The sequence below is a fragment of the Sporosarcina sp. PTS2304 genome, from assembly GCF_003351785.1.
Classification (GTDB): domain Bacteria; phylum Bacillota; class Bacilli; order Bacillales_A; family Planococcaceae; genus Sporosarcina.
In genome coordinates, this window is the sequence record NZ_CP031230.1 from 2,730,733 (window position 1) to 2,751,994 (window position 21,262).

General features: G+C 41.3%; 21 protein-coding genes and 1 pseudogene. 10 read left to right on the top strand and 12 right to left on the bottom strand.

Annotated features, from left to right (window positions below; translation table 11 throughout):
* Nucleotides 1-958: 958 nt before the first annotated feature.
* The 6 genes from DV702_RS13145 to DV702_RS13170 all read right to left on the bottom strand — a co-directional run bounded on the left by DV702_RS13145 (nt 959) and on the right by DV702_RS13170 (nt 6,002).
* Nucleotides 959-1,675: a hypothetical protein gene (locus DV702_RS13145; protein WP_114925163.1), complete on the bottom strand. Its 717-nt coding sequence runs from the start codon at nt 1,673-1,675 to the stop codon at nt 959-961.
* Nucleotides 1,672-2,430: a hypothetical protein gene (locus DV702_RS13150; RefSeq protein WP_162805807.1), complete on the bottom strand. Its 759-nt coding sequence runs from the start codon at nt 2,428-2,430 to the stop codon at nt 1,672-1,674. Before DV702_RS13150 ends, DV702_RS13145 begins: the two co-directional genes overlap by 4 nt.
* Nucleotides 2,399-3,307, bottom strand: a complete 909-nt coding sequence (locus DV702_RS13155) for an ATP-binding cassette domain-containing protein (protein ID WP_205407182.1) — start codon at nt 3,305-3,307, stop codon at nt 2,399-2,401. The genes DV702_RS13150 and DV702_RS13155 overlap by 32 nt, the downstream gene beginning before the upstream one ends.
* Nucleotides 3,307-3,669: a GntR family transcriptional regulator gene (locus tag DV702_RS13160; protein ID WP_114925941.1), complete on the bottom strand. Its 363-nt coding sequence runs from the start codon at nt 3,667-3,669 to the stop codon at nt 3,307-3,309. Before DV702_RS13160 ends, DV702_RS13155 begins: the two co-directional genes overlap by 1 nt.
* A 261-nt stretch (nt 3,670-3,930) precedes the next feature.
* The gene (locus DV702_RS13165) at nt 3,931-5,553 is read right to left on the bottom strand and encodes an MDR family MFS transporter (RefSeq protein ID WP_114925166.1); all 1,623 of its coding nucleotides are present in this window, start codon (nt 5,551-5,553) and stop codon (nt 3,931-3,933) included.
* Complete coding sequence (locus DV702_RS13170; RefSeq protein ID WP_114925167.1) at nt 5,550-6,002, bottom strand: MarR family winged helix-turn-helix transcriptional regulator; 453 nt, start codon at nt 6,000-6,002, stop codon at nt 5,550-5,552. The genes DV702_RS13165 and DV702_RS13170 overlap by 4 nt, the downstream gene beginning before the upstream one ends.
* Nucleotides 6,003-6,167: 165 nt before the next feature.
* Here DV702_RS13170 and DV702_RS13175 point away from each other — a divergent pair, with 165 nt between their 5' ends.
* Nucleotides 6,168-6,500 (top strand): DUF5658 family protein, encoded by a 333-nt coding sequence (locus DV702_RS13175; RefSeq protein ID WP_114925168.1) that lies wholly within the window; start codon nt 6,168-6,170, stop codon nt 6,498-6,500.
* A 69-nt stretch (nt 6,501-6,569) separates the two neighbouring features.
* Nucleotides 6,570-7,229: an MOSC domain-containing protein gene (locus tag DV702_RS13180; protein ID WP_240315621.1), complete on the top strand. Its 660-nt coding sequence runs from the start codon at nt 6,570-6,572 to the stop codon at nt 7,227-7,229.
* Nucleotides 7,230-7,984: 755 nt separating this feature from the next.
* On the opposite strand, the gene DV702_RS13185 is transcribed toward DV702_RS13180, so the two are convergent.
* Nucleotides 7,985-9,037 carry an NAD(P)/FAD-dependent oxidoreductase gene (locus DV702_RS13185; RefSeq protein ID WP_114925169.1) on the bottom strand — a complete coding sequence of 351 codons (1,053 nt, stop codon included), beginning with the start codon at nt 9,035-9,037 and terminating at the stop codon, nt 7,985-7,987.
* 121 nt (nt 9,038-9,158) lie between these two features.
* On the opposite strand from DV702_RS13185, the gene DV702_RS13190 reads away from it, so the two are divergent.
* The 4 genes from DV702_RS13190 to DV702_RS13205 all read left to right on the top strand — a co-directional run bounded on the left by DV702_RS13190 (nt 9,159) and on the right by DV702_RS13205 (nt 12,967).
* A complete protein-coding gene (locus tag DV702_RS13190) occupies nt 9,159-9,959 on the top strand; it encodes an ABC transporter ATP-binding protein (protein ID WP_114925170.1) in 801 nt (266 codons plus the stop codon).
* Nucleotides 9,956-10,888: an iron-hydroxamate ABC transporter substrate-binding protein gene (locus DV702_RS13195; protein WP_114925171.1), complete on the top strand. Its 933-nt coding sequence runs from the start codon at nt 9,956-9,958 to the stop codon at nt 10,886-10,888. Before DV702_RS13190 ends, DV702_RS13195 begins: the two co-directional genes overlap by 4 nt.
* 64 nt (nt 10,889-10,952) lie before the next feature.
* The gene (locus DV702_RS13200) at nt 10,953-11,963 is read left to right on the top strand and encodes a FecCD family ABC transporter permease (protein WP_114925172.1); all 1,011 of its coding nucleotides are present in this window, start codon (nt 10,953-10,955) and stop codon (nt 11,961-11,963) included.
* Nucleotides 11,960-12,967 (top strand): FecCD family ABC transporter permease, encoded by a 1,008-nt coding sequence (locus tag DV702_RS13205; protein WP_114925173.1) that lies wholly within the window; start codon nt 11,960-11,962, stop codon nt 12,965-12,967. Before DV702_RS13200 ends, DV702_RS13205 begins: the two co-directional genes overlap by 4 nt.
* A 37-nt stretch (nt 12,968-13,004) precedes the next feature.
* Here the strand turns inward: DV702_RS13205 and DV702_RS13210 are convergent, their stop codons facing one another.
* From DV702_RS13210 to DV702_RS13220, 3 genes are all read right to left on the bottom strand, one after another.
* A complete protein-coding gene (locus DV702_RS13210; RefSeq protein ID WP_114925174.1) occupies nt 13,005-13,937 on the bottom strand; it encodes a 3-hydroxyacyl-CoA dehydrogenase family protein in 933 nt (310 codons plus the stop codon).
* A 244-nt stretch (nt 13,938-14,181) separates the two neighbouring features.
* A complete protein-coding gene (locus DV702_RS13215; RefSeq protein WP_114925175.1) occupies nt 14,182-14,829 on the bottom strand; it encodes a 3-oxoacid CoA-transferase subunit B in 648 nt (215 codons plus the stop codon).
* Between the two features lie 18 nt (nt 14,830-14,847).
* Nucleotides 14,848-15,543: a CoA transferase subunit A gene (locus DV702_RS13220; RefSeq protein ID WP_114925176.1), complete on the bottom strand. Its 696-nt coding sequence runs from the start codon at nt 15,541-15,543 to the stop codon at nt 14,848-14,850.
* A 119-nt stretch (nt 15,544-15,662) separates the two neighbouring features.
* Here DV702_RS13220 and DV702_RS13225 point away from each other — a divergent pair, with 119 nt between their 5' ends.
* The 3 genes from DV702_RS13225 (at nt 15,663) to DV702_RS13235 (ending at nt 18,191) form a co-directional block, all read left to right on the top strand.
* On the top strand, nt 15,663-16,538 hold the full coding sequence (locus DV702_RS13225; RefSeq protein ID WP_114925177.1) for a LysR family transcriptional regulator: 876 nt from the start codon (nt 15,663-15,665) through the stop codon (nt 16,536-16,538).
* 188 nt (nt 16,539-16,726) lie between these two features.
* Nucleotides 16,727-17,536, top strand: coding sequence for a polyphosphate polymerase domain-containing protein (locus DV702_RS13230; protein ID WP_114925178.1), 810 nt, complete (start codon nt 16,727-16,729; stop codon nt 17,534-17,536).
* Entirely contained in the window at nt 17,505-18,191 is a 687-nt protein-coding gene (locus DV702_RS13235; RefSeq protein WP_114925179.1) for a DUF4956 domain-containing protein, read from the top strand. The genes DV702_RS13230 and DV702_RS13235 overlap by 32 nt, the downstream gene beginning before the upstream one ends.
* A gap of 58 nt (nt 18,192-18,249) precedes the next feature.
* On the opposite strand, the gene DV702_RS13240 is transcribed toward DV702_RS13235, so the two are convergent.
* Nucleotides 18,250-19,806 (bottom strand): ABC-F family ATP-binding cassette domain-containing protein, encoded by a 1,557-nt coding sequence (locus DV702_RS13240; RefSeq protein ID WP_114925180.1) that lies wholly within the window; start codon nt 19,804-19,806, stop codon nt 18,250-18,252.
* A 198-nt stretch (nt 19,807-20,004) separates the two neighbouring features.
* Here DV702_RS13240 and DV702_RS13245 point away from each other — a divergent pair.
* Nucleotides 20,005-20,754: pseudogene (locus tag DV702_RS13245) on the top strand (glucose 1-dehydrogenase).
* Here DV702_RS13245 and DV702_RS16880 read toward each other — a convergent pair.
* Nucleotides 20,739-21,260, bottom strand: a complete 522-nt coding sequence (locus DV702_RS16880) for a hypothetical protein (protein ID WP_162805808.1) — start codon at nt 21,258-21,260, stop codon at nt 20,739-20,741. The pseudogene DV702_RS13245 and the gene DV702_RS16880 sit on opposite strands and share 16 nt — an antisense overlap.
* Between the last annotated feature and the right edge of the window lie 2 nt (nt 21,261-21,262).

Consider the following 21,262-nt stretch of genomic DNA (forward strand, 5'->3'; position numbering starts at 1 on the left):
GTCCTGATCCTCTCGGAGTCGATCGTCTGTAAGCTTCAGCCGAAACTTAGCGTGTGCAAGACAGGTCGATCATTCTTTGTATGTGGTGAAAGACCAACTAAATAGACTTGTCTGATACAATGCGACCGTTTTGAAGTTGAAAAGCGGTGAAGTGTTGCTAGCTACTATGACTGTTTCGACGAACTGAGTGAAAAAAGCAATGACTCTATATGTATTCAATCAGGCAATCCAAAGCTTCACCCACACTGTTCAGGAAGTAGAGCTTACCATACTCTACTTCTGGACGAACACAAACTGACTTCCCGACACAAACTCAAGGATTCTCCCGGAAGAACTGGCGAGTCCGCCGCGCACCCTCAGGAAAGCGTCCGGTTCTGCTGGGAGAATCCTAGCACGTACACTACTTTTCTGCACTGCAAAGGAGAAGTCACTTACCTCACTCCAACTTCTGGACGAACACAAACTGACTTCCCGACACAAACTCAAGGATTCTCCCGGAAGAACCGGCGACTCCTGGAGGATCAGGACGACAGGCGTAATCGCCAATGCACTTCTGGCGAGTCCGCCGCGTCCCCTCAGGAAAGCGTCCGGTTCTGTAGAGAGAATCCTCACACGATGCACTATTTTATTTCATTGCACAGGAGGATTTACTTTTCCCACTCTAATTTCTGAACGAACACCAACTGACCTCCTGACACAAACTCAAGGATTCTCCTGGAGGATCAGGACGAAAGGCGTAATCGCCACGCACTTCTGGCGAGTCCGCCGCGTCCCCTCAGGAAAGCGTCCGGTTCTGCAGGGAGAATCCTAGCACGTACACTATCTCTACAACTACTCATTAAAAAACACCTCCACATTGATTCCATAAGGTTCTATACCCTATTTTCAACGAAAGGTGTTTTTATTTGTCTCATTTTTTTAGGTCAGTTCCGACTCGTATAGAGTAGCTGACAGTTTTTCATGGCAACACTTCAATGGTATAATTTTCAAACTCATCTGTCGATTGGGGCAAATCAAGTTCGATCGATTCAGGCACCTTTAAATAGACAGTCATCATCCCTGAAACTGAACCCGAATTATAGCCATAACTAGGTTTGCCCGAAAGCTGGTTTACTATATTGGAGTCATGGTAAAACGTGTACGTAATATGATTGGGTGGTTGCATAGGAACGTACATAGAATGACTATCCCAAGCAGGCAACTCTATTTTTATTTTATGAGAGACATCATAAAATGTACCGTCCATCCCATCAAACTCTACCATCATTTCAGGACGAAATACCGTCTCTTCGATCACATTGTCCCGATCTGCCGTTCTTTCAATTAAAATAACAGCATCTTTCGGAAAGTTCGGGATAGTAAATTTCCCATCAATTTCATGCGTGCGCTGCGTTGCGATTAACCGATTTGGAATTGGTAAATCTTTCTCAATCGCTTCTCTGACATCAAAACCGTATAAATTCCCTTCTACAACTGTCAGCTGTTCAAACTCCATAGTCTTCGCCATTACTTCCGCTGCGATAAACACTATGAAAAGTAAAGCCAAATAGCTAACAAGCACTTTCTTATGGACACTGTTGTTCATGCCCAAATTCCCAGCGCTTTTTACAACTAGTAAAATAGTTAAAATGGCTAGGAGTAGCAAAACAGTGCCTCCAACCGCAAAAATCATCATGGATTCCTCACCTCCAAACGATTGGTGACCCAAAAGCTGCTTCCGAATAAAATCGCGACTGCCAGCAAAACTTTCAACGTAAATAGCAGGATGGACGTCTCCCCATAGAAAAAGTATAAAACGCCTTTACTACTATCTCCTGTAGAAAAAAATGTGGTCTGCGTAAAGGCAATCCATAGCAAGGCCAATAGCAGGATAAATGCTTTGTTCCACTGTACGAGCGAACCTACTGTATATGCTATCAACATGAACAGCAGGCTGTACGCACTCAATACGAAAACCTGTGATAAAAAGTCAAGCGGTGCAGACAATATCCCGTCCGCCTGCATGATTGTATTCACTTGCAACATCGCAATAATTTTCATCACCGAGCTGAGTAAAATAGTCGTCACACCGCCAAAAAGAGCAGCAGCACAAAAGAAATAAAAGTTAGCTAATTGGAATGTCAAACGATTCGCAACAAACGTAAATGATTCATTTCGCTGTGCAGCGGATGTTAAGTAAAAGCCTATAATAATCGACCAAAACAACATCAATCCTACTTGTCCATCGTTCGAAATGGTATTGAAGTCAAATGACAATGGATTTTGACCGTCCAAATAAGAGGATGTGGAAGTCGAGGCGCCACTTAAGAAAACCGTGCTTATAATCTGCAATGCAATGAGTACTGTAAATATGGCGATATTACCGTTTAATTTTAATAAAAATTGACGCATTGCTATTTCATTTGCGCTCCATTGCGTTGAAAACATCATCGACTCCCCCTTTCGTCTGTCCCGTCATCGCCAAATATGCGTCGCTCGCGCTGACTGCTGAAACGTTGATGCCTGCTCGTTTCAAGTCACTCAGCTCCTGTTCAGTGTATTCATTGTCTACTATCCATTCTGTGACAGGACCTTCCATAGAACGATGAACGACAGCGTACCGAGTGGCGTGAGCTTCCAGTATGCTGGATCTTCCTTGCAAAGATAAAAACTTCTCTTGTAACTCTATAATTGGACCGTGGAATCCCACTGTCTTACCGTCGATCAATAAAATATCTTCCAATAAATCTTCCATTTCCTCGATATGGTGACTTGATAATACAATCGTGCGCGGGTGTGTAATATAATCTTTTAGCAGTGCTCGGTAAAAGTCTTTACGTGTAGCAGAATCCATTCCTGTAATCGGTTCGTCAAACATTGTTAATGAGCAACGTGCGGCAATTCCAACGACTGCGTTGAATGTACTCTGTTTTCCTTTAGATAGAACGCGGTGCTTTACTGTTAAGGGAAGGCCAAAATACTCGAGTAAGCGTGTAGCTAGTTCATTGTCCCAATTCTCATAAAATCGATCACATTCTACTAAAATATTTCCTAGTGTTAACGCATCAGGAAAACCCATTCGATCATCGACAAAAATCATATTGGCAGACACAGCCAAACTATTGAAAGGCCGCTCACCGAACACACGCAACTCTCCACTCGATTCTTTCGTAAAACCAGCCACCATCTTCATGAGTGTGGTCTTGCCTGCTCCATTTCTTCCAATCAAACCAGTGATCACATTCTCACGGATCGTTAGTGTTACTTGGTCAAGCACTTTGAATGATTTATACTTTTTTGTGACATCACGTAGCGTAATGACCTCCATTATGCTCCCCCCTTTCCTTCTGATTGTATTAGCTGAAATAATTGTTGTTCTTCTATGCCAAGCAAGTGCGCTTCATCAAGCAACTCCCGGATTATGCGACGAAGTGTTAGTCCTCTACGTTTTTCCAGTAACTTTTCCCGCGCATCCGGAGATACAAATGTTCCCAATCCACGTTTCTTATAAATAAGTTCCGCATCCAACAAAATCGTCAACCCCTTTCCAGCAGTTGCCGGATTAATAGTAAAAAGTTCTGCCAACTGATATTGCGAGTAAACCTTGTCATCGGCTTTCAACGTTCCATCAATAATCTCTTTCTCCAGCCATTCAGCAATCTGTAAATAAATTGGTTTTTCTCCATCCATCGCAAGCAAGAACTTCACCGCCTTTTAGTCATATAGTACATTACTGTTGTAATGTACTATACGTGTTTACTTTTCTTTTTGCAACCAATCGTGTTTAACGTTGGATAGCAATGGACTATTCTATGTACGTAGTTTGTTACTAAAAATGCAAATAACTAACGATACGAACTGTAAAGAGTTTTCTGATTTTCATGAGAAAAAGACCATCACAGAAAGTCAGTTGCTACTGACTTTCTGGACAGTCCTTTGAAAAACTCACGATTAATGTAAAGGTTCTCCTTCTTTTTCCGAAACTTTCGGTTTTGTATCCATTGCGGAAACTAATGGAATCGCACGCAAGAAGAATGCGACAATTACCGCTACGACCATAATACAAGCTCCAACAAAGAACGTGGTTGTGAGTGCGTCACTGAATACGTCTTTGACAGCCGCAATCATGTCTGCTGCAGCGCTTTGTAATTCCACAGGGAGACCAGCCTGAATGTTATCAAGTGCTGGTTGATCCAATAACAGTTCAGGATCTGCAAGTGCCGTAAGTTGTTTAGCTTGTTCAGGCGGCAATTGAGAAATAGCCCCCATCTCGTTTCCTGTAAACAATGCTTTCATTTTGGTCGCCATTTGCGAACTCATGACCGCCCCTAAAATTCCAATTCCCATCGTATTTCCAAGTGACCGGAATAATTGAGAAGATGCAGATGCCACTCCTAATTGACGGAGACTGACTGCATTTTGCACAGTTAGGGAGAAAACAGGCATACTCGCACCCAATCCGATACCGATAATACATAAGTAAATGATCATCAGATAAATAGGAGTGCTAATTGAAATCGTGGATAATAAGAAGATTCCAATCGCAGTAATACTTAAACCTGCAATTGCTAAGCCTTTATATTTCCCCACCTTGGTCATATACCCTCCAGCAAATGTAGTTGCAAATACCATGACAATCGACATCGGCATCATAATAAAACCGGAACCACTTGGCGAGATTCCTTTCGCACCTTGAATAAAAAATGGAGCGTAGATCATCACACCCATCATTCCCATACCTAGTAAGAAACCTGCGAGATTCGAAATCGTTACGATATCATTTTTAAATAATGACAATGGGAGAACAGGAGTCTTTACTTTTGTTTCCGTAATAATAAATGCCACTAAACTGACGACAGTCAAACCGAATAAACCGATGATTTCCCAAGAAGACCATGCGAATTTCCCTGCTCCCTCACCTGCTAAACTAAACGCAAGTAATAAAGCAACAATGGTCACTGTTAGGAAAAACGAACCGAAATAGTCAATTGACTCTCCTTCACGTCGTGGCACTTTTGGAAATAATTTAAATATCATCGCAAACGCAATCACGCCGAGTGGGAGGAACACCCAAAACACCCAATGCCAATCGAGATGATCCACGATATATCCACCCATTAATGGACCGAGAACACTAGAGATCCCGAAGATTCCGCTCATCAATCCTGTCCACTTTGCGCGTTCACGCGGCAGATACAAATCTCCGACTGCCGTAAACGCTGTCGACATGATCATTCCGGCGCCAATACCTGTAATTCCGCGGTAAATAATTAATTGAAAAATATCTGTGGACAGACCAGATAAAAATGCTCCAATTACAAAAATTCCAATACCACCTAATAAAAATGGTTTTCGTCCATAAATATCGGAAAGTTTTCCTACCAAAATTGTTGCTACGGCCATCGTTAGTAAGTAAATCGTAATAACCCATGTGTAATAATCTAAGCCGCCAAGTGTCGCAATAATTCTTGGCATCGCCACCCCGATAATTGTTTGATTGATCGCTGAGAAAAACATGGCAGTCATAATAGCGATCATAATGGTTACTTTTTGTTTGTCATTTAAATGGTTCATACATCGCTATCCTTTCTCCCTGTAGTCAATACATCTGTCGCCTGCTCAAAGATCTGAATACATCGTTGCAAATCTTCTTCAGACATATGCGCAAACACACTCTTCATCTTTTTGCGGCCTTTCATTCTCAATTCCTGCATCGTGTCGCACCCCTTCTCTGTGATGTCGAGATACACTACACGACGGTCTTTTTCATCTCGTGTTCTACTTACATACCCATGTTCGATCAACTTATCTGAAGCGCTCGTAACTGCCCCCGCTGTAAGTTGAAGTGCTTCTGCTAATTCTGACATACGTAGTCTGCCACGACGTTCCAGCATAAAAACTAAATGAGATTGCGAACCCGGAAAGTGTTCATCAAAGATCTCTCTCCACACCTTTCCCATACTTCGTGTCACTTGCCAGAACAATTCTTCAAAATGGGAAAACAGTTCTTTTTCTTCTTTCACCGGTCAACCTCCTATATCTATTTTAGACATCGAATACTTTAATCGTTAAAGCATTTTCTAGTATAAAAGGTTACAGAAAGGTTGTCAATAAATTCATTCCGTTGTATAAAGCATTCTTTTTTATCACAACCTATCTATTTACAACGTGTGCGAGGAGTAAATAAAATGAATACTGTAAAAGACTTTCCTGTTCAACAGAGCAGATTATTGTATGCCGGCTTCTTACTAGCCTGTTTATGTTTAGTTGATGCTGTTTTTACCGATTACGGGCTGCGTTTTGGTCATATACAAGAAGCGAACCCCTTAATAGCTGTTTTGTACAATCAAAGCATTCTATTGTTTTATATTATTAAATTAGGACTACCGCTATTGCTTTTATATATTGTCACCATTAGTAATTCCGGCATTTGGTTACGACTTTCCATGACAACTGCTTTATTTCTTTATATTGTCGTACTGTTTGTTCACGTCTTTTGGCTTGTAGTTGTGGCTATATAGGAATGCATATTATATTCGGCTGCTGTATACTTGGTGTATCTAATTTACTCATTGAAAGAAGGGATTTCATTGGAAGATACACCTACGATCCGAACGTTGTCTATTGGTTTGCCCCGTACATTACAGACTACCAAAGGGAAGGAATTTATTAGCGCCATAGCTAAGCAGTCTTCGTCCGGAGCCTTTCTCTCAGTTGACGGTTTTATAGGAGATGGAATTGCTGATACGAAGCATCATGGAGGTCCTGACCGAGCCGTTTGTATATATTCTCAAGAGCATTATCCACTATGGGAAAAGGAATTCGATTGTCTGTTGCCATCCGCTACTTTCGGAGAGAATCTGACTGTGGAAGGGATGCTTGAGCAAGATGTATGTATCGGAGACGTGTTTCGTGTAGGTGAAGCGCTCATTCAAGTGACACAAGGGCGGGTTCCTTGTAGCACGATAAATCAACGAACGGGATTGCCCCGTCTGATGAAGCGAATGATTGAGACCGGTTTTACAGGGTTTTTATGCCGTGTGCTGGAGGAAGGTCATGTACACTCTGATTCTTCGATTTCTTTAGAATCACGCGATCCACACAGAGTGACTATTCTCTATGCAAATGAAGTATATTTTCAGCGTCCGCGTGATATTGAAGGACACGAACAAATTATCGCAGTGGATGCGCTGGCAGATGTTTGGCGACAAGATATAAAGAAAAGATTGGAACGATTACAAACAACGTAAATACTCGGCCAAGAGGATCTGAATATAGGAGTACTCTACTATCGTATGAAGGGTCTTTTACCTCCATGCGGTAGTTTTCTTTATTTCAAATTTAAGCTTGTTGATTATTCAGTGTGGTGACGCAAAATGGTGTTCGTTCAGAAGTTGGAGTGGATAAATGAATTCTCCTGTACAGTGCAGAAAAATAGTATACGTGTGAGGATTCTCCCTACAGAACCGGACGCTTTCCTGAGGGGACGCGGCGGACTCGCCAGAAGTACGTTGGCGATTACGCCTGTCGTCCTGATCCTCCAGGAGTCGCCGGTTCTTCCGGGAGAATCCTTGACTTTGTGTCGGGAAGTCAGTTCGTGTTCGTCCAGAAATAGAGTGTGGTAAGTTCCGTTTCCTGAACAGTGTGGGTGGAGCTTTGGATTGCCTGACTAAATGCATATAGAGTAATTTCTTTTTCCACTCAGTTTATCAAACAGTCATAGTAGCTAACAACACTTCGCTGCTTTTTAACTTCAAAAACGGTCGCATTGTATCATACAAGCCTATTTGGTTTTCACCATCTACAAAGAGTGATCAAACTGTCTTGCACACACTAAGTACGGCTGAAGCTGGAAGACGATCGACTCCGAGAGGATCAGGGCGACAGGTGTAACTCGCAGCGCTTGACGGTCCACCGCGTCCCCTCCGGAAAGCGTATCGTCTGGAAGCGCAAGCCGCATGACACTATAAGTCAGCGTCACTCCATCCAATCGACATAGTCAAACTCATTTGTAAATTATTTGTTTTACTAATTCCTTATTTCGATCTTTAAATAATTCATTGTGAGATGACACCATTCCCCGCTCATTGGCTTCGGGATCAATATAAGTCTTCGCACAGTTCACAGCGTTCGCTGCATCTTGGAAAGCACCTGCGATTAGATGTAGCTTCCCGTCATGGCTCAATATATCTCCAGCTGCATATACTCCGGGAATCGATGTAGCACTCGTACAAGTTCCCGCAATCTGATTACGTTCTGTTAATTTTATTCCCAATTGCTGATCGCCAATTAATGACGTATCCCGTTCATATCCGTGATTGATAATCACCTCATCTACCGCTATCGTTACATCTTCTTGATCTTCATGTCGCTGCAACTCTACTTTCTCAATTACGCTATGATCTTCAGACGCGATGAACCTAGTGATTGTCGTATTGAAATGACATTCGACACCACTCTCCACTAATTGTCTTACCTGTGCTTCGTGACCATTCAATCTATCTTTTCGATACGTTAAATACACTTTATCAGCAATAGGTTGCAACTCATTTGCCCAGTCGATTGCCGCATTGCCACCACCTGAAATAAGTACTGTTTTTCCTTTAAAACGCCCCAGCGATTTCACTGTGTAGTTTAAATTCGTTACTTCAAAACGTTCCGCACCTTCTACTTCAATCTTTTGGGGATTCAGTATACCTGTACCAGTAGCTAAAATTATCGTTTTACTGTAGTGGATAGTTCCCGAAGCTCCATACAATGCAAAGTGATGATCGTCAGTCTTTTTAATTTGAACAATCTTCTCATTTAACACAACTTCAGGGTCGAACGTCAGTCCCTGTGCTACTAAACGTTCAATCACTTGTTCTCCAGGGGCTGGTGTAATGCCTCCAATATCCCAAATCATTTTTTCCGGATAGACATGAATTTTCCCTCCAAGTTGTGGCTGATATTCAATGATTTTTGTCTTCATTTCCCGCAGTCCACTATAAAACGCAGCATATAATCCAGCAGGCCCACCGCCAATAATTGTAACATCCATTACTTGTTCTGATTTCATCGTCTCTTCCCCTTTAAAAAAGTAATTGACTTTATTCGCATTTCAATTTATAGTTTTCATTGTACTGAAAACGATTATCATTATCAATGATTATTTTCTAGTAAAGATGGGAGTGCGTAAAATGGTTCGTTTATATACGGAAGATCTGCAAGTCTCGTATGGGGATCAACTGATTGTAAAAGGATTGTCCGTTCACATACCCGATCAGCAAGTGACTGCTATTATCGGCGCAAATGGCTGTGGCAAGTCTACTTTCCTCAAAGCTGTGACTCGCTTAATTCCTCATCAATCCGGAACTGTTCTATTAGATGGTGGAAGTATTGTAAAACACAAGACGAAACAACTGGCCCAGAAATTAGCTATCCTCCCTCAGACACAAGAAGCAGCTAGTGGATTAACGGTTGGAGAGTTAGTATCTTATGGGAGATTTCCTTATCAGAACGCAATGGGACGCCTCACAGCGCGTGATATGGAAGTGATTGACTGGGCTCTTGAAGTTACCAATACAATCGACTTCAAATATCGTCCGGTCGATGCACTCTCTGGCGGTCAGCGTCAACGTGTCTGGATCGCTATGGCGCTTGCACAGGAAACAGATATTATCTTTCTAGACGAACCAACGACTTATTTAGATATGGCCCATCAGTTGGAAGTGTTGGAGCTTTTGCAAAAACTGAATACTGAACAACAACGCACGATCGTTATGGTATTGCATGATTTAAATCAAGCAGCCCGCTTTGCAGACTTTATCATTGCGATGAAAGACGGAGAAGTTGTACGCGCAGGAAAGTGCGATGAAGTCATTAGACCGGATATATTACGCCAAGTGTTTCGGATTGATGCAGAAATCGGAAGCGATCCTCGTACCGGTAAGCCGATGTGTATTACATATGATTTACTAAAGGAGACGAACAACCTATGAAAAAATTAATCCTACCTGCCCTTCTGCTATTTGTATTTGCATTAGCAGCTTGCGGCAATAAACAAGAAGAGACTACAAAAACCGATACACCTAGTAAAGAGGAAGGAACTAGCGGAACTATTACATATGAATCCGAGGATGGACCAGTAGAAGTACCTGCCAACCCTCAGCGTGTAGTCGTCTTGTCTAGTTACGCAGGCACCGTACATAAATTCGGTGTTCCATTAGTAGGGGCAGAATCATGGTCTAAAGATAATCCGAGCTTTGACTCCTTTTTAAAAGATGTAGAAGAAGTATCCGATGAAAATATCGAAAAAATCATTGAACTTGAACCTGACTTAATCATTGGTCTTTCCACTATTAAGAACATTGAGAAGCTAAAAGAAATTGCCCCTACTGTTACGTATACGTACGGAAAAGTAGATTACTTAACACAGCAAATCGAAATCGGTAAGTTATTGAATAAAGAACAGGAAGCGAAAGACTGGGTAGAACAATTCAAAAAACGTGCCCAGCAAGCAGGCGAAGAGATTAAAGCCAAAATTGGTGAAGAAACGACCGTCTCTGTCATCGAAGAGTTTGATAAGCAGATTTACGTCTTTGGAGATAATTGGGGAAGAGGTACGGAAATTCTATATCAAGAAATGAAGCTCGCTATGCCTGATAAAGTAAAAGAAATGACTTCAAAAGATGGATATTATGCACTGTCTGCAGAAGTATTACCTGAGTTTGCAGGAGATTATGTCATCCTCAGTAAAAATGATGCAGGAGATAACTCCTTCCTAGAAACAGAAACGTATAAAAATATTCCGGCAGTTAAAAACGATCAGGTCTTTCAAGTGAATACAGCAGAGTTCTCTTTCAACGATGCTTATACACTTGATAACCAATTAGACTTTTTCATCAAAAGTTTTCTAGAAACTAACTAATCGAAAAAGGGAGCCCTTCTATAGGAGCCTCCCTTTTTCTATGAAGGGAAAGGAGCGGATCTTTATGAAAGAACGACTTGTTAGAAAAGGCATTCCTTTCGGCGGTAAACTGCTGGCCTCTATTTTACTTTTATTTATTTGCTTTTCATTCGCTATGAAGCTTGGTGCCGCTCACACTTCATGGCAAGATGTTTGGCTGTCGTTGACAGGAAGTAGTAAGGAAAACATTTTAATTTTACAAGAGATCCGTTTACCACGTGAAATAGGAGCTATGTTGGTAGGCGCTGCATTAGCTGTTTCAGGTGCTATTATGCAAGGAATGACTCGGAACCCTTTAGCCGATCCTGGTTTACTAGGGTTGACCGCTGGCGCAAATGCCGCCTTGGCGATTACGCTCGCCTTCGCACCTGCAGTCAATTATTTCGGCATTATGATCGCTTGCTTCATCGGTTCTGCAGTAGGTGCACTGATGGTCTTTGGTATTGCCTCCGTTAAGCGTGGCGGCTTCGCACCGATTCGACTCGTACTTGCCGGTGCTGCGATCTCTACATTCCTTTTCGCTATTGCACAAGGTGTAGGTTTGTACTTTAAGATATCCAAAGATGTTGCCATGTGGACTGCCGGGGGATTGATCGGTACGTCTTGGGGACAATTGCAGACGATTGTACCAGTAATTGGCATAGGTATTTTCATCGCTCTCTTGTTATCTCGTCAGTTAACATTACTCAGTCTGAATGAAGAAGTAGCAATTGGACTTGGACAAAATACCGGTAAAGTAAAAGTGACTTTATTTATAGTCATTATTTTATTAGCAGGTGCTGCAGTGGCATTAGCGGGTAACTTGGCTTTTGTAGGATTAATGATTCCACATATTGTTCGCGCTATCGTCGGCACTGACTATCGTTTTATCATTCCTATTTCCGCAATTACCGGCGCCATTTTCATGTTAGTGGCAGATACAATCGGTCGTATGTTGCAGGCTCCCTATGAAACACCTGTCGCCGCATTAATCGCAGTCATCGGATTGCCATTCTTTCTTTTAATCGTTCGTAAAGGAGGTCGTGCATTCTCATGATTCTACCGCATATTCGAAAAAAACAACGCATTCTCGTCGGTAGTTTACTCGGATTGATTGTTTTGTTGGCTATTATCGCTTCTGGACTTGGATACGCTTCTATTGAATGGAATCGCTTGTTGCCTACGCTCCTCGGACAGGGAACGTTCAAAGAAGAATTTGTATTATTTTCGATACGCCTTCCGCGGATTATTATTACGGTATTAGCAGGGGCAGCCTTGGCACTGTCGGGGGCAATCTTACAAGGAATTACGCGAAATGATTTAGCTGATCCAGGCATCATCGGTATTAATTCGGGAGCCGGAGTTGCGATTGCGATTTTCTTTTTATTTGTTCCGATCGAGTCAGGGGCTTTCAACTTCGTCCTGCCTATTGTCGGTTTTATCGGGGCTATACTTACTTCTCTTCTGATTTATCTATTTGCTTATAGCCGCAAAACAGGACTGCAGCCTATGCGTCTTGTGTTAGTCGGTATAGGTTTCTCTATGGCTCTGTCAGGTGTAATGATCGTCCTTACTTCTTCTGCTAAGCAGGACAAAGTAGAATTTATTTCACGTTGGATCGCAGGAAACATTTGGGGAACGGATTGGCCTTATATTTGGGCTCTTCTTCCCTGGTTGCTCGTATTGATCCCGTTTGCATTATATAAAGCTTACCGCTTGGACATGCTCGGTTTGAGTGAAGCCATCGCTACAGGTATCGGAGTTTCCATTGAACGCGAGCGTATAGTTTTACTATTAACGGCAGTCGCTTTAGCTGCATCAGCGGTTTCTGTCACAGGTAGTATCGCGTTTATCGGATTAATGGCACCCCACATTGCTAAATCAATAATTGGTCCTCGACATCGCATGAATTTGCCTATTGCATTGTTGCTTGGGAGTTTTCTATTACTGCTCGCTGATACGATTGGTCGAAATATGTTAGAGCCCAGCGGAATTCCAGCAGGGATCATCGTGTCGTTAATCGGTGCTCCTTACTTTTGCTATTTACTGCTAAAGAAATAACGCCGGAACTATCCTGCTTCAGGAGTTCCAGCGTGCTTTATAACTCTCTATCCTTTTTAACGTAGTAAATCAGCTCGTTTTCCCGCTTCGTATTCATTTTCTCTGTAAACATAGCATCCCATTGATAATAGCCTTCGCCGGTTTTACTGCCTAGCTTCCCGTTCTCTACTAAAGTATCCAAACTAGGCGCAGAATTTGTGGCGGTTGATAAGTCTTTATATAGATAGTTTGATATGTCAGAATATACATCTAAGCCACCCATATCAGCCGACAACAAAGGACCTGTGATCGGCAATCTCCTGCCAATACTAAAACGGACAGCAGCGTCAATATCTTCTTTCGTAGCGATTCCTTCTTCTAAAATATGCTGTGCTTCACGTAATAAAGCAAACTGCAATCGGTTTCCTACAAAGCCAGGTGCTTCCTTTTTAACTTCAATCGGCTTTTTATTCCACTCATTCATTAATGCTATGGATCGTTCAACTGTTGAATCATTCGTTTGTGCTCCACGGACGATTTCCACTAAAGGAATTAGATGTGCCGGATGCCAAAAGTGTGTAATGACTGTTCGCTCGGGATAATTTGTTTCTGCGGCAATAGCCGTTGGACTGATTGCAGATGTATTGCTCGCTAATATTACGGAAGAGTCACAAAGATCATCCAACTGCTTAAAGATTTGTTGCTTTAGCACGAGCTGCTCCGGCACAGCTTCGATTACGAAAGTAGCGCCTTTCACAGCCTCCTCTATCGTCGTAACTGCTTTTATCTTATTGCGCACCGTCAGTAACTCACCATCTGTCAGTAAATCATTAGCTATCAGTACGTGCAACTTATTTTCAATACTAATCATCGCTTGTTCTAATTCTTCAGTAGAAATTCCATACAATGTTACCTCATAGCCCGCCCATGCAGCGCTTAACGCAATAGAATGCCCCATCGTCCCACATCCTATTACTGCAATTTCTTCCATACACTTCTCCTCCCATTTTAAGTATTTTTATTAAATAGTTCAGAACGGCAAAAGTGAAGCGTTAGGAGTACATATACCCAGTTCACCGCGTCTCCCACCAAGCTAATTCCACTGAACACTAAACCTTCAGAAACGTTAACCCATCAAATGATTCATCTTCATAAGAAAAGAACTGTCTGGAAAATCAGACGCTGCTGACTTTCTGGACAGCCCCAAAATTAAAACTTTGTGCTAGTTCTTTCTATCACTTTTGTATAAACTCATCAGAAACGGTAAAAGACGCTTCTGTTTTCTCTCTCACTTCTTCTACAGTCACGCCTAGAGATGTCTCTACAAGCACCATCCCCTCATCTGTAAAATCAAACACCGCTAAGTCAGTAATTAGCCGATCAACGACTTTTAAGCCGGTCAGCGGCAATTCGCAAACTTTCTTCACTTTCGATTCGCCGTGCTTACTGACATGATCCATAATAACAACGACACGTTTAGCACCCACTACTAAATCCATAGCGCCGCCCATTCCTTTAACCATCTTTCCTGGAATCATCCAGTTGGCTAAATCCCCTTGTTCAGAAACTTCCATTCCTCCGAGGATAGCAAGGTCGATATGTCCACCCCGAATCATCGCAAACGATTCTGCACTATCAAAAAATGAAGATCCTGGAACAGTAGTAATCGTTTCTTTTCCCGCATTGATTAAATCCGCATCTTCCTGCCCTTCAATCGGATACGGTCCAATGCCGAGCAAGCCATTTTCCGACTGCAATAAAACAGTGACATCTTCAGGAATTTCATTAGCTACCAATGTTGGCATACCAATTCCTAAATTTACGTTCATACCGTCCTGTATTTCTTTCACTGCACGTTTCACGATTGTCAATCGAGTATCCATCTTAGTCATCTCCTTTGTCTACGCTTTTCTCACAGTCAAACGTTCAATCGGCTTTACATAGTCCTTCCCGAGTAAGACGCGTTGTACATAAACGCCTGGTGTATCAATCTCTTCAGGCTTCAGCTCACCTGGTTCTACGATTTCTTCTACTTCTGCAATAGTGATCTTACCCGCCATGGCTGCAAGCGGATTAAAGTTTCTAGCGGTCTTGCGATAAACTAAGTTGCCGAGCGTATCAGCTTTCCATGCTTTCACTAATGCATAGTCTCCGACAATGCCTTCTTCAAGCAAATAAGTTTTTCCATCGAATTCTTTTGTTTCTTTACCTTCCGCAATCGGAGTGCCGACGCCTGTCGCAGTATAGAACCCTGGAATTCCTGCGCCACCTGCCCTAATTCGTTCTGCCAACGTACCTTGTGGGCTGAGTTCTACTTCCAATTCTCCATTAAGAAATTGTTTTTCAAAAGTTTTATTCTCACCTACGTAGGAAGCAATCATTTTCTTAATTTGTTTATTCGCTAGTAAAATCCCTAGTCCCTGATCATCTGTACCGCAGTTATTACTAGCAATTGTCAAATCCTTCACTCCACTTTCACGCAGAGCTTCAATAGACTTTTCCGGAATTCCGCACAATCCAAATCCACCTACAATTACAGTATCTCCATCAGAAATATCTGAAATCGCTTTCAAAAACGAATCGTATACTTTGCTCATACCGTACCCTCCTCTAACTCTTTAGTAATAGTTTACATAGTTCTGACTTATATGTAAAATGAATATAAAGAATGAATAGTATTCTTTTCTGGAATAACGGATAGGAAGGATGGATTCAAATGGATCTAAAAGATTTCAATGCTTTTATTAAAGTAGCTGATTATCTAAGTTTCACAAAGGCTGCAGAGCACTCTTATATGTCCCAACCTTCATTGAGTAAATCCGTGAAAAAGCTTGAAGAAGAGTTAAATATCATTCTTTTTAACCGCTCTACTCGGACTTTACAACTGACTGATGCGGGGATGATCGTCTACTCACAAGCTCAACAAATTCAAAACTTAGTCTCTGAACTTCCTACTCTTTTAGAAGAGCTTACGGAAGGTGTGGCAGGCGAGGTTAAGATCGGTATGCCCCCACTGATAGGAACACTATTCTTTCCCCAAATCGCTTTACACTTACAAAATAATTATCCTAACATAACAATAGAACTTCATGAGCATGGCGCTAAAATAGTCGAGGAATTAGTAGACAAAGGACAAATCGACGCAGGGATCATTGTTCTTCCGACAGACACAGAAATCTTTAATGTCCAACCATTTATTTCGGATAAATTTTTCGTTTTCGTTCATCAAGATCATTTATTTGCAAAGAAAGAAACTGTCAAACTGTCCGACTTGAAAGAGGAAAAACTTATTTTATTTTCTAAGAGTTTTGCATTACATCGCTATATTATTAGTGCTTGTAAAGAAGCAGGATTTAATCCAACCGTCTCTTATGAAAGTTCACAATGGGATTTAATCATCGAACTCGTAGCAGCAAAATTAGGAATTACATTACTCCCACAATCGATTTCCGAAAAATTTTCTAATGAACAAATTCGCATGGTTCCGTTAGAAGAGCCACCACTGTTATGGAGAATTGGGATTGTAACGAAAAAAGGGAGCTACCATTCATTTGCTTTGAAGAAGTTTATGGAGATGTTCAACAACAAATAACATATAGTACCTCATTATCTAAAAAGGGACAGTCCGGAAAGTCAGATAGTACTGATTTTCCGGACTATCCCTTTTATCTATTCATAAACTACTAATTCTCATCATCTTCTAATGTTCTCTTCCTTATTTCCTCATATCTACCAGTTATACTTAAGTTATTGAGTAACAGAGCGAAGGAGTGGATACAGATGGCGATTGAAATATTCAGCCGCAAAGAGCAAAAGTACTTAATCACTCGCAAACAACAAGAAGAGCTCGTTGAACGGATTGGATCTAATATGCGTAATGATAAGAACGGTATAGACGGTAGATACTCTGTGACTAGCTTGTACTTCGATAATGCAGAAAAAGGTATTTACTTCGAAACGAAAAACAAATTAACTTACCGCCAGAAATTGCGTTTACGTGTATACGATGACGCTAATTTAGATAGCACAGCATTTTTTGAAGTAAAACAAAAGCATAAAAAAGTCGTTAACAAGCGCCGAATGCTATTACCTCTTCGAGAGGCTTATCGATATTTAGAAGAAGACGGTCAATCAGGACTCTCAAATTACAAAACTTCCAATCCACAAGTAATGAAAGAAATTGACTATTTCCGTACATTTTATAATTTACGCCCCGAAATGGTCGTCTCTTATAGTCGTCATGCACTTCATGGAATAGATGATGCTGAGTTGAGGATTACTTTTGATTTTGACTTACGTTGCCGGAAAGAAGATTTGCATATTGAAAACGGCCCGTACGGAGAACACTTTATTGATCCAAATCTAGTCGTACTAGAAGTAAAAGTAGATCATAGCGTTCCACTTTGGTTAGCGCGTATTTTACAAGAGTTACAATGTGAGCAACGTAGCGCTTCAAAGTTCTGTACAAGTATGGAATTGCTAAGTGGAGAAGATTTACCCCTTGAAGGACATATGGAGCCGAAGCAATTGGAAGAACCGATAATAGGAGGAATAGAAAATGGATCAGATCACGAACTTATTTTCATCTAATGGACTAGAAGGAGCTACACCCACGATGTGGATGAGTATTGTTGCAATGGCACTTGCGGCTGTTCTTAGTTTAATCATCACAAAGGTATACCAAATTACATTTACAGGAGAACGTTATTCTCAAGCTTTCGTTCACACGATTATTATGATGAGCGTTGTTGTATCTGTTGTCATGAATGTAGTCAGCGGGAATGCCGGTGTTGCTTTCGGTTTGTTTGCAGTATTTTCCCTTATTCGTTTTAGAAGCGCTGTAACAAATGCAAAAGACATAGCCTATATATTCTTTGGTTTGTGTGTAGGGATGACAGCAGGTTTATTCCAATTTCCACTCGCTATCGCACTAACGGTGTTTGCTAGCTTGATCTTCTACCTTCTTTACAAAGTCGATTATGGTAAAGGAAAAGATACACAAATTTTGAAAGTTACTGTTCCGGAAAATTTAAATCACGAAAATTTATTTGATGATATTTTGGAAGAAAAAACAGAATTCTTCCAGCTTCGCCAAGTAGAAACAACAAACTTAGGAACGATGATTTTGTATACATTTGCGATTCGCAGCAAAACCGATACGAAAGATCAAGACTTATTGAATGATATTCGTATTCGCAATGCCAACTTAAAAGTCTCACTTTCTTATTTAGAAATGCGTGACTAAACGTAAACACTTCCAACCTTTTATTCGGTTGGAAGTGTTTTGTTTCACGTGAAACAAATTAGAACATTTTAGTCGTCCAAGTTTCACCATTCCAAATCGTCGACACAACACCTTCATAAAAATCTGGTTCGTGTGATATGAGGAGGATACTCCCTTTATATTCTTTTAATGCCCGTTTCAACTCTTCTTTTGCATCGTAATCCAAATGGTTCGTCGGCTCATCCAATACTAATAAGTTCGTTTCGGAATTGACGAGTTTACAAAGACGAACTTTGGCCCGCTCTCCCCCACTCAGAACCTTCACTTTACTTTCGATATGCTTTGTAGTTAAACCGACACGTGCTAAAGCTGCGCGTACTTCATACTGTGCAAAGTGTGGAAATTCAGCCCATATTTCTTCAAGACATGTATTATCGGTATCTGCTTTCAATTCTTGCTCAAAATATCCAATGGAAAGATGCTCTCCTCGCTCCACTTTTCCTGATAGTGCAGGAATTTCACCTAAAAGGCTTTTAAGTAACGTAGTTTTACCAATCCCATTGGCCCCAGCTAAGGCAATTTTTTGTCCTCTTTCCATTACTAAATTGAGTGGTTGTGAAAGCGGATCTTCATAGCCTATTACTAGATCTGTCGTTTCGAATAAGTATTTCCCGGGAGTTCTTGCTGTTTTAAAATCAAAATGCGGCTTTGGCTTTTCTGAATCTAGTTCGATAACATCCATCTTGTCCAGTTTCTTTTGACGAGACATCGCCATACGACTCGTTGCTGCATTTGCTTTATTACGTGCAACAAAGTCTTTCAGATTGGCAATTTCTTTTTGTTGTTTTTTATACGCCGCTTCTACTTGTTGTTGCTTCATTTCATGAACACGCAAGAACTCATCATAGTCTCCTGGGTAACGATTGATTTGTTGATTTTCCATATGATAAATCAAATTCACTACACTATTTAAAAATGGTATGTCATGTGAAATCAATATAAAAGCGCCGGGGTATTCCTGCAAATATGTGCGTAACCATTCAATATGCTCGACGTCTAAATAGTTTGTTGGCTCGTCAAGTAATAAAATATCTGGTTTTTCAAGCAATAATTTCGCAAGTAATACTTTCGTCCGTTGTCCCCCACTCAGCGCATTTACGTCAGTATCCAATCCAAATTCATTCAATCCTAAACCATTCGCCACTTCTTCCACTTTAGCATCAATCATATAAAAGCCACTTTGCTCTAGGGAGTCTTGAATTTGTCCCGTCTCTTCTAAAAGACTTTCCAATTCGTCTGGCTCTACTTCGACCATCTTCGCAAATAACTCATTCATTTCTGTTTCCATATCATATAAATACTGAAATGCAGTACGCAATACATCACGAATGGACAACCCTTGCTTCAATACTGCATGCTGATCCAAATAACCAATTCGTACACGCTTAGACCATGTAACTGTTCCTGCGTCAGGCTCTAATTTATGTGTAATAATATTCATAAATGTAGATTTTCCTTCGCCATTTGCACCAACTAATCCGATATGTTCACCTGATAATAAACGAAAAGACACATCATCAAAAATAGCACGATCGCCAAAACCATGACTTATATTTTTTACTGTTAATAAACTCATATTGTACACCTATTCCTTTTTATTCGTTTCATCCTGAATATAATAATTCATTTTACCATTCTATATGTATAATTGCCTTAAAAATATTCTATGCTCACCGTTATAGTGAAAAGTATTTCGCCAACAGAAGGATTCGAGTAATGGATATAGAATACTACTAGTAACACATAAAGGAGGTAGATTATATTGGGTTCACTTATGCAGGATAAAGTTGGGATTATTACAGCAGCAGGTAGTGGGATCGGGCGTCAAAGTGCACTTGCATTTGCAGAAGAAGGAGCAAAAGTTGTCGTTTCAGATATCAATGAAGAAGCTGGGAACGAAACTGTCCGTCTTGTCAAAGAACTTGGTGGAGATGCGCTCTTTATTCGATGTAACGTGGCAATAGAACAAGAAGTTATTGATCTAGTAAAACAGACCGTTAAACATTACGGGCGCTTAGATTGGGCGCATAACAATGCAGGAATCGGCGCTCCTTCAAAACCAATTGCAGAAACCGATACTTCCGACTAGGATCGTTGTATTCAAATTACTCAAACTAGTTTATATTTGTCTCTAAAACATCAAATACCGGCCATGTTAGAATCTGGGGGTGGCGCCATTGTCAACACAGCCTCCACATCCGGTTTGCTTGGCTCTGAAAATCTCGCCACCTATAGTGCAGCAAAATGGGCTGTGAACGGTATGACTAAATCAGTCGCATTAGAATATGGGAAAAAAGGGATACGTGTAAACTCCATTTGTCCAGGCATGACCCTGACACCTGCTGTAGAAGCATGGGCCAATGAAGTGCCAGAACAAGCAAAATTTATGGAAAACAGTATTCCTATGGGACGTATGGGGCGTCCTGAAGAACAGGCACAGGCTGCGGTTTGGCTATGTTCAGATAAAGCCTCTTATATAACAGGAGTCAATTTAGCAGTGGATGGAGGTCAAACCGCACAATAATAGGTAAGAGAAGATGGGACACAGCCTACTATGAGCGCAAATGCAATCGCTATAAGTGGACGTGACCTTTCTATGAGCGCAAATGCAATCGCTATGAGCGGACGTGACCTTTCTATGAGCGCAAATGCAATCGCTATGAGCGGACGTGACCTTTCTATGAGCGCAAATGCAATCGCTATGAGCGGACGTGACCTTTCTATGAGCGCGAATACAATCGCTATGAGCGGACGTGACCTTTCTATGAGCGCAAATGCAATCGCTATGAGCGGACGTGACCTTTCTATGAGCGCAAATGCAATCGCTATGAGCGGACGTGACCTTTCTATGAGCGCAGATACGCTCGCTATGAGCGGACGTGACCTTTCTATAAGCGCGAATACAATCGCTATGAGCGGACGCGACCTTTCTATGAGCGCGAATACAATCGCTATGAGCGGACGTGACCTTTCTATGAGCGCAGATACGCTCGCTATGAGCGGACGTGACCTTTCTATGAGCGCAGACAAAA

Coding starts and splice junctions, on each gene's coding strand:
- DV702_RS13150 (WP_162805807.1), bottom strand. CDS start 2,430: ATGATGTTTTCAACGCAATGGAGCGCAAATGAAATAGCAATGCGTCAA.
- DV702_RS13185 (WP_114925169.1), bottom strand. CDS start 9,037: ATGAAATCAGAACAAGTAATGGATGTTACAATTATTGGCGGTGGGCCT.
- DV702_RS13205 (WP_114925173.1), top strand. CDS start 11,960: ATGATTCTACCGCATATTCGAAAAAAACAACGCATTCTCGTCGGTAGT.
- DV702_RS13215 (WP_114925175.1), bottom strand. CDS start 14,829: ATGGATACTCGATTGACAATCGTGAAACGTGCAGTGAAAGAAATACAG.
- DV702_RS13240 (WP_114925180.1), bottom strand. CDS start 19,806: ATGAGTTTATTAACAGTAAAAAATATAAGTCATGGTTTTGGCGATCGT.
- DV702_RS13200 (WP_114925172.1), top strand. CDS start 10,953: ATGAAAGAACGACTTGTTAGAAAAGGCATTCCTTTCGGCGGTAAACTG.
- DV702_RS13225 (WP_114925177.1), top strand. CDS start 15,663: ATGGATCTAAAAGATTTCAATGCTTTTATTAAAGTAGCTGATTATCTA.
- DV702_RS13145 (WP_114925163.1), bottom strand. CDS start 1,675: ATGATGATTTTTGCGGTTGGAGGCACTGTTTTGCTACTCCTAGCCATT.
- DV702_RS13230 (WP_114925178.1), top strand. CDS start 16,727: ATGGCGATTGAAATATTCAGCCGCAAAGAGCAAAAGTACTTAATCACT.
- DV702_RS13235 (WP_114925179.1), top strand. CDS start 17,505: ATGGATCAGATCACGAACTTATTTTCATCTAATGGACTAGAAGGAGCT.
- DV702_RS13195 (WP_114925171.1), top strand. CDS start 9,956: ATGAAAAAATTAATCCTACCTGCCCTTCTGCTATTTGTATTTGCATTA.
- DV702_RS13160 (WP_114925941.1), bottom strand. CDS start 3,669: ATGGATGGAGAAAAACCAATTTATTTACAGATTGCTGAATGGCTGGAG.
- DV702_RS13175 (WP_114925168.1), top strand. CDS start 6,168: ATGAATACTGTAAAAGACTTTCCTGTTCAACAGAGCAGATTATTGTAT.
- DV702_RS13210 (WP_114925174.1), bottom strand. CDS start 13,937: ATGGAAGAAATTGCAGTAATAGGATGTGGGACGATGGGGCATTCTATT.
- DV702_RS13220 (WP_114925176.1), bottom strand. CDS start 15,543: ATGAGCAAAGTATACGATTCGTTTTTGAAAGCGATTTCAGATATTTCT.
- DV702_RS13165 (WP_114925166.1), bottom strand. CDS start 5,553: ATGAACCATTTAAATGACAAACAAAAAGTAACCATTATGATCGCTATT.
- DV702_RS13190 (WP_114925170.1), top strand. CDS start 9,159: ATGGTTCGTTTATATACGGAAGATCTGCAAGTCTCGTATGGGGATCAA.
- DV702_RS13155 (WP_205407182.1), bottom strand. CDS start 3,307: ATGGAGGTCATTACGCTACGTGATGTCACAAAAAAGTATAAATCATTC.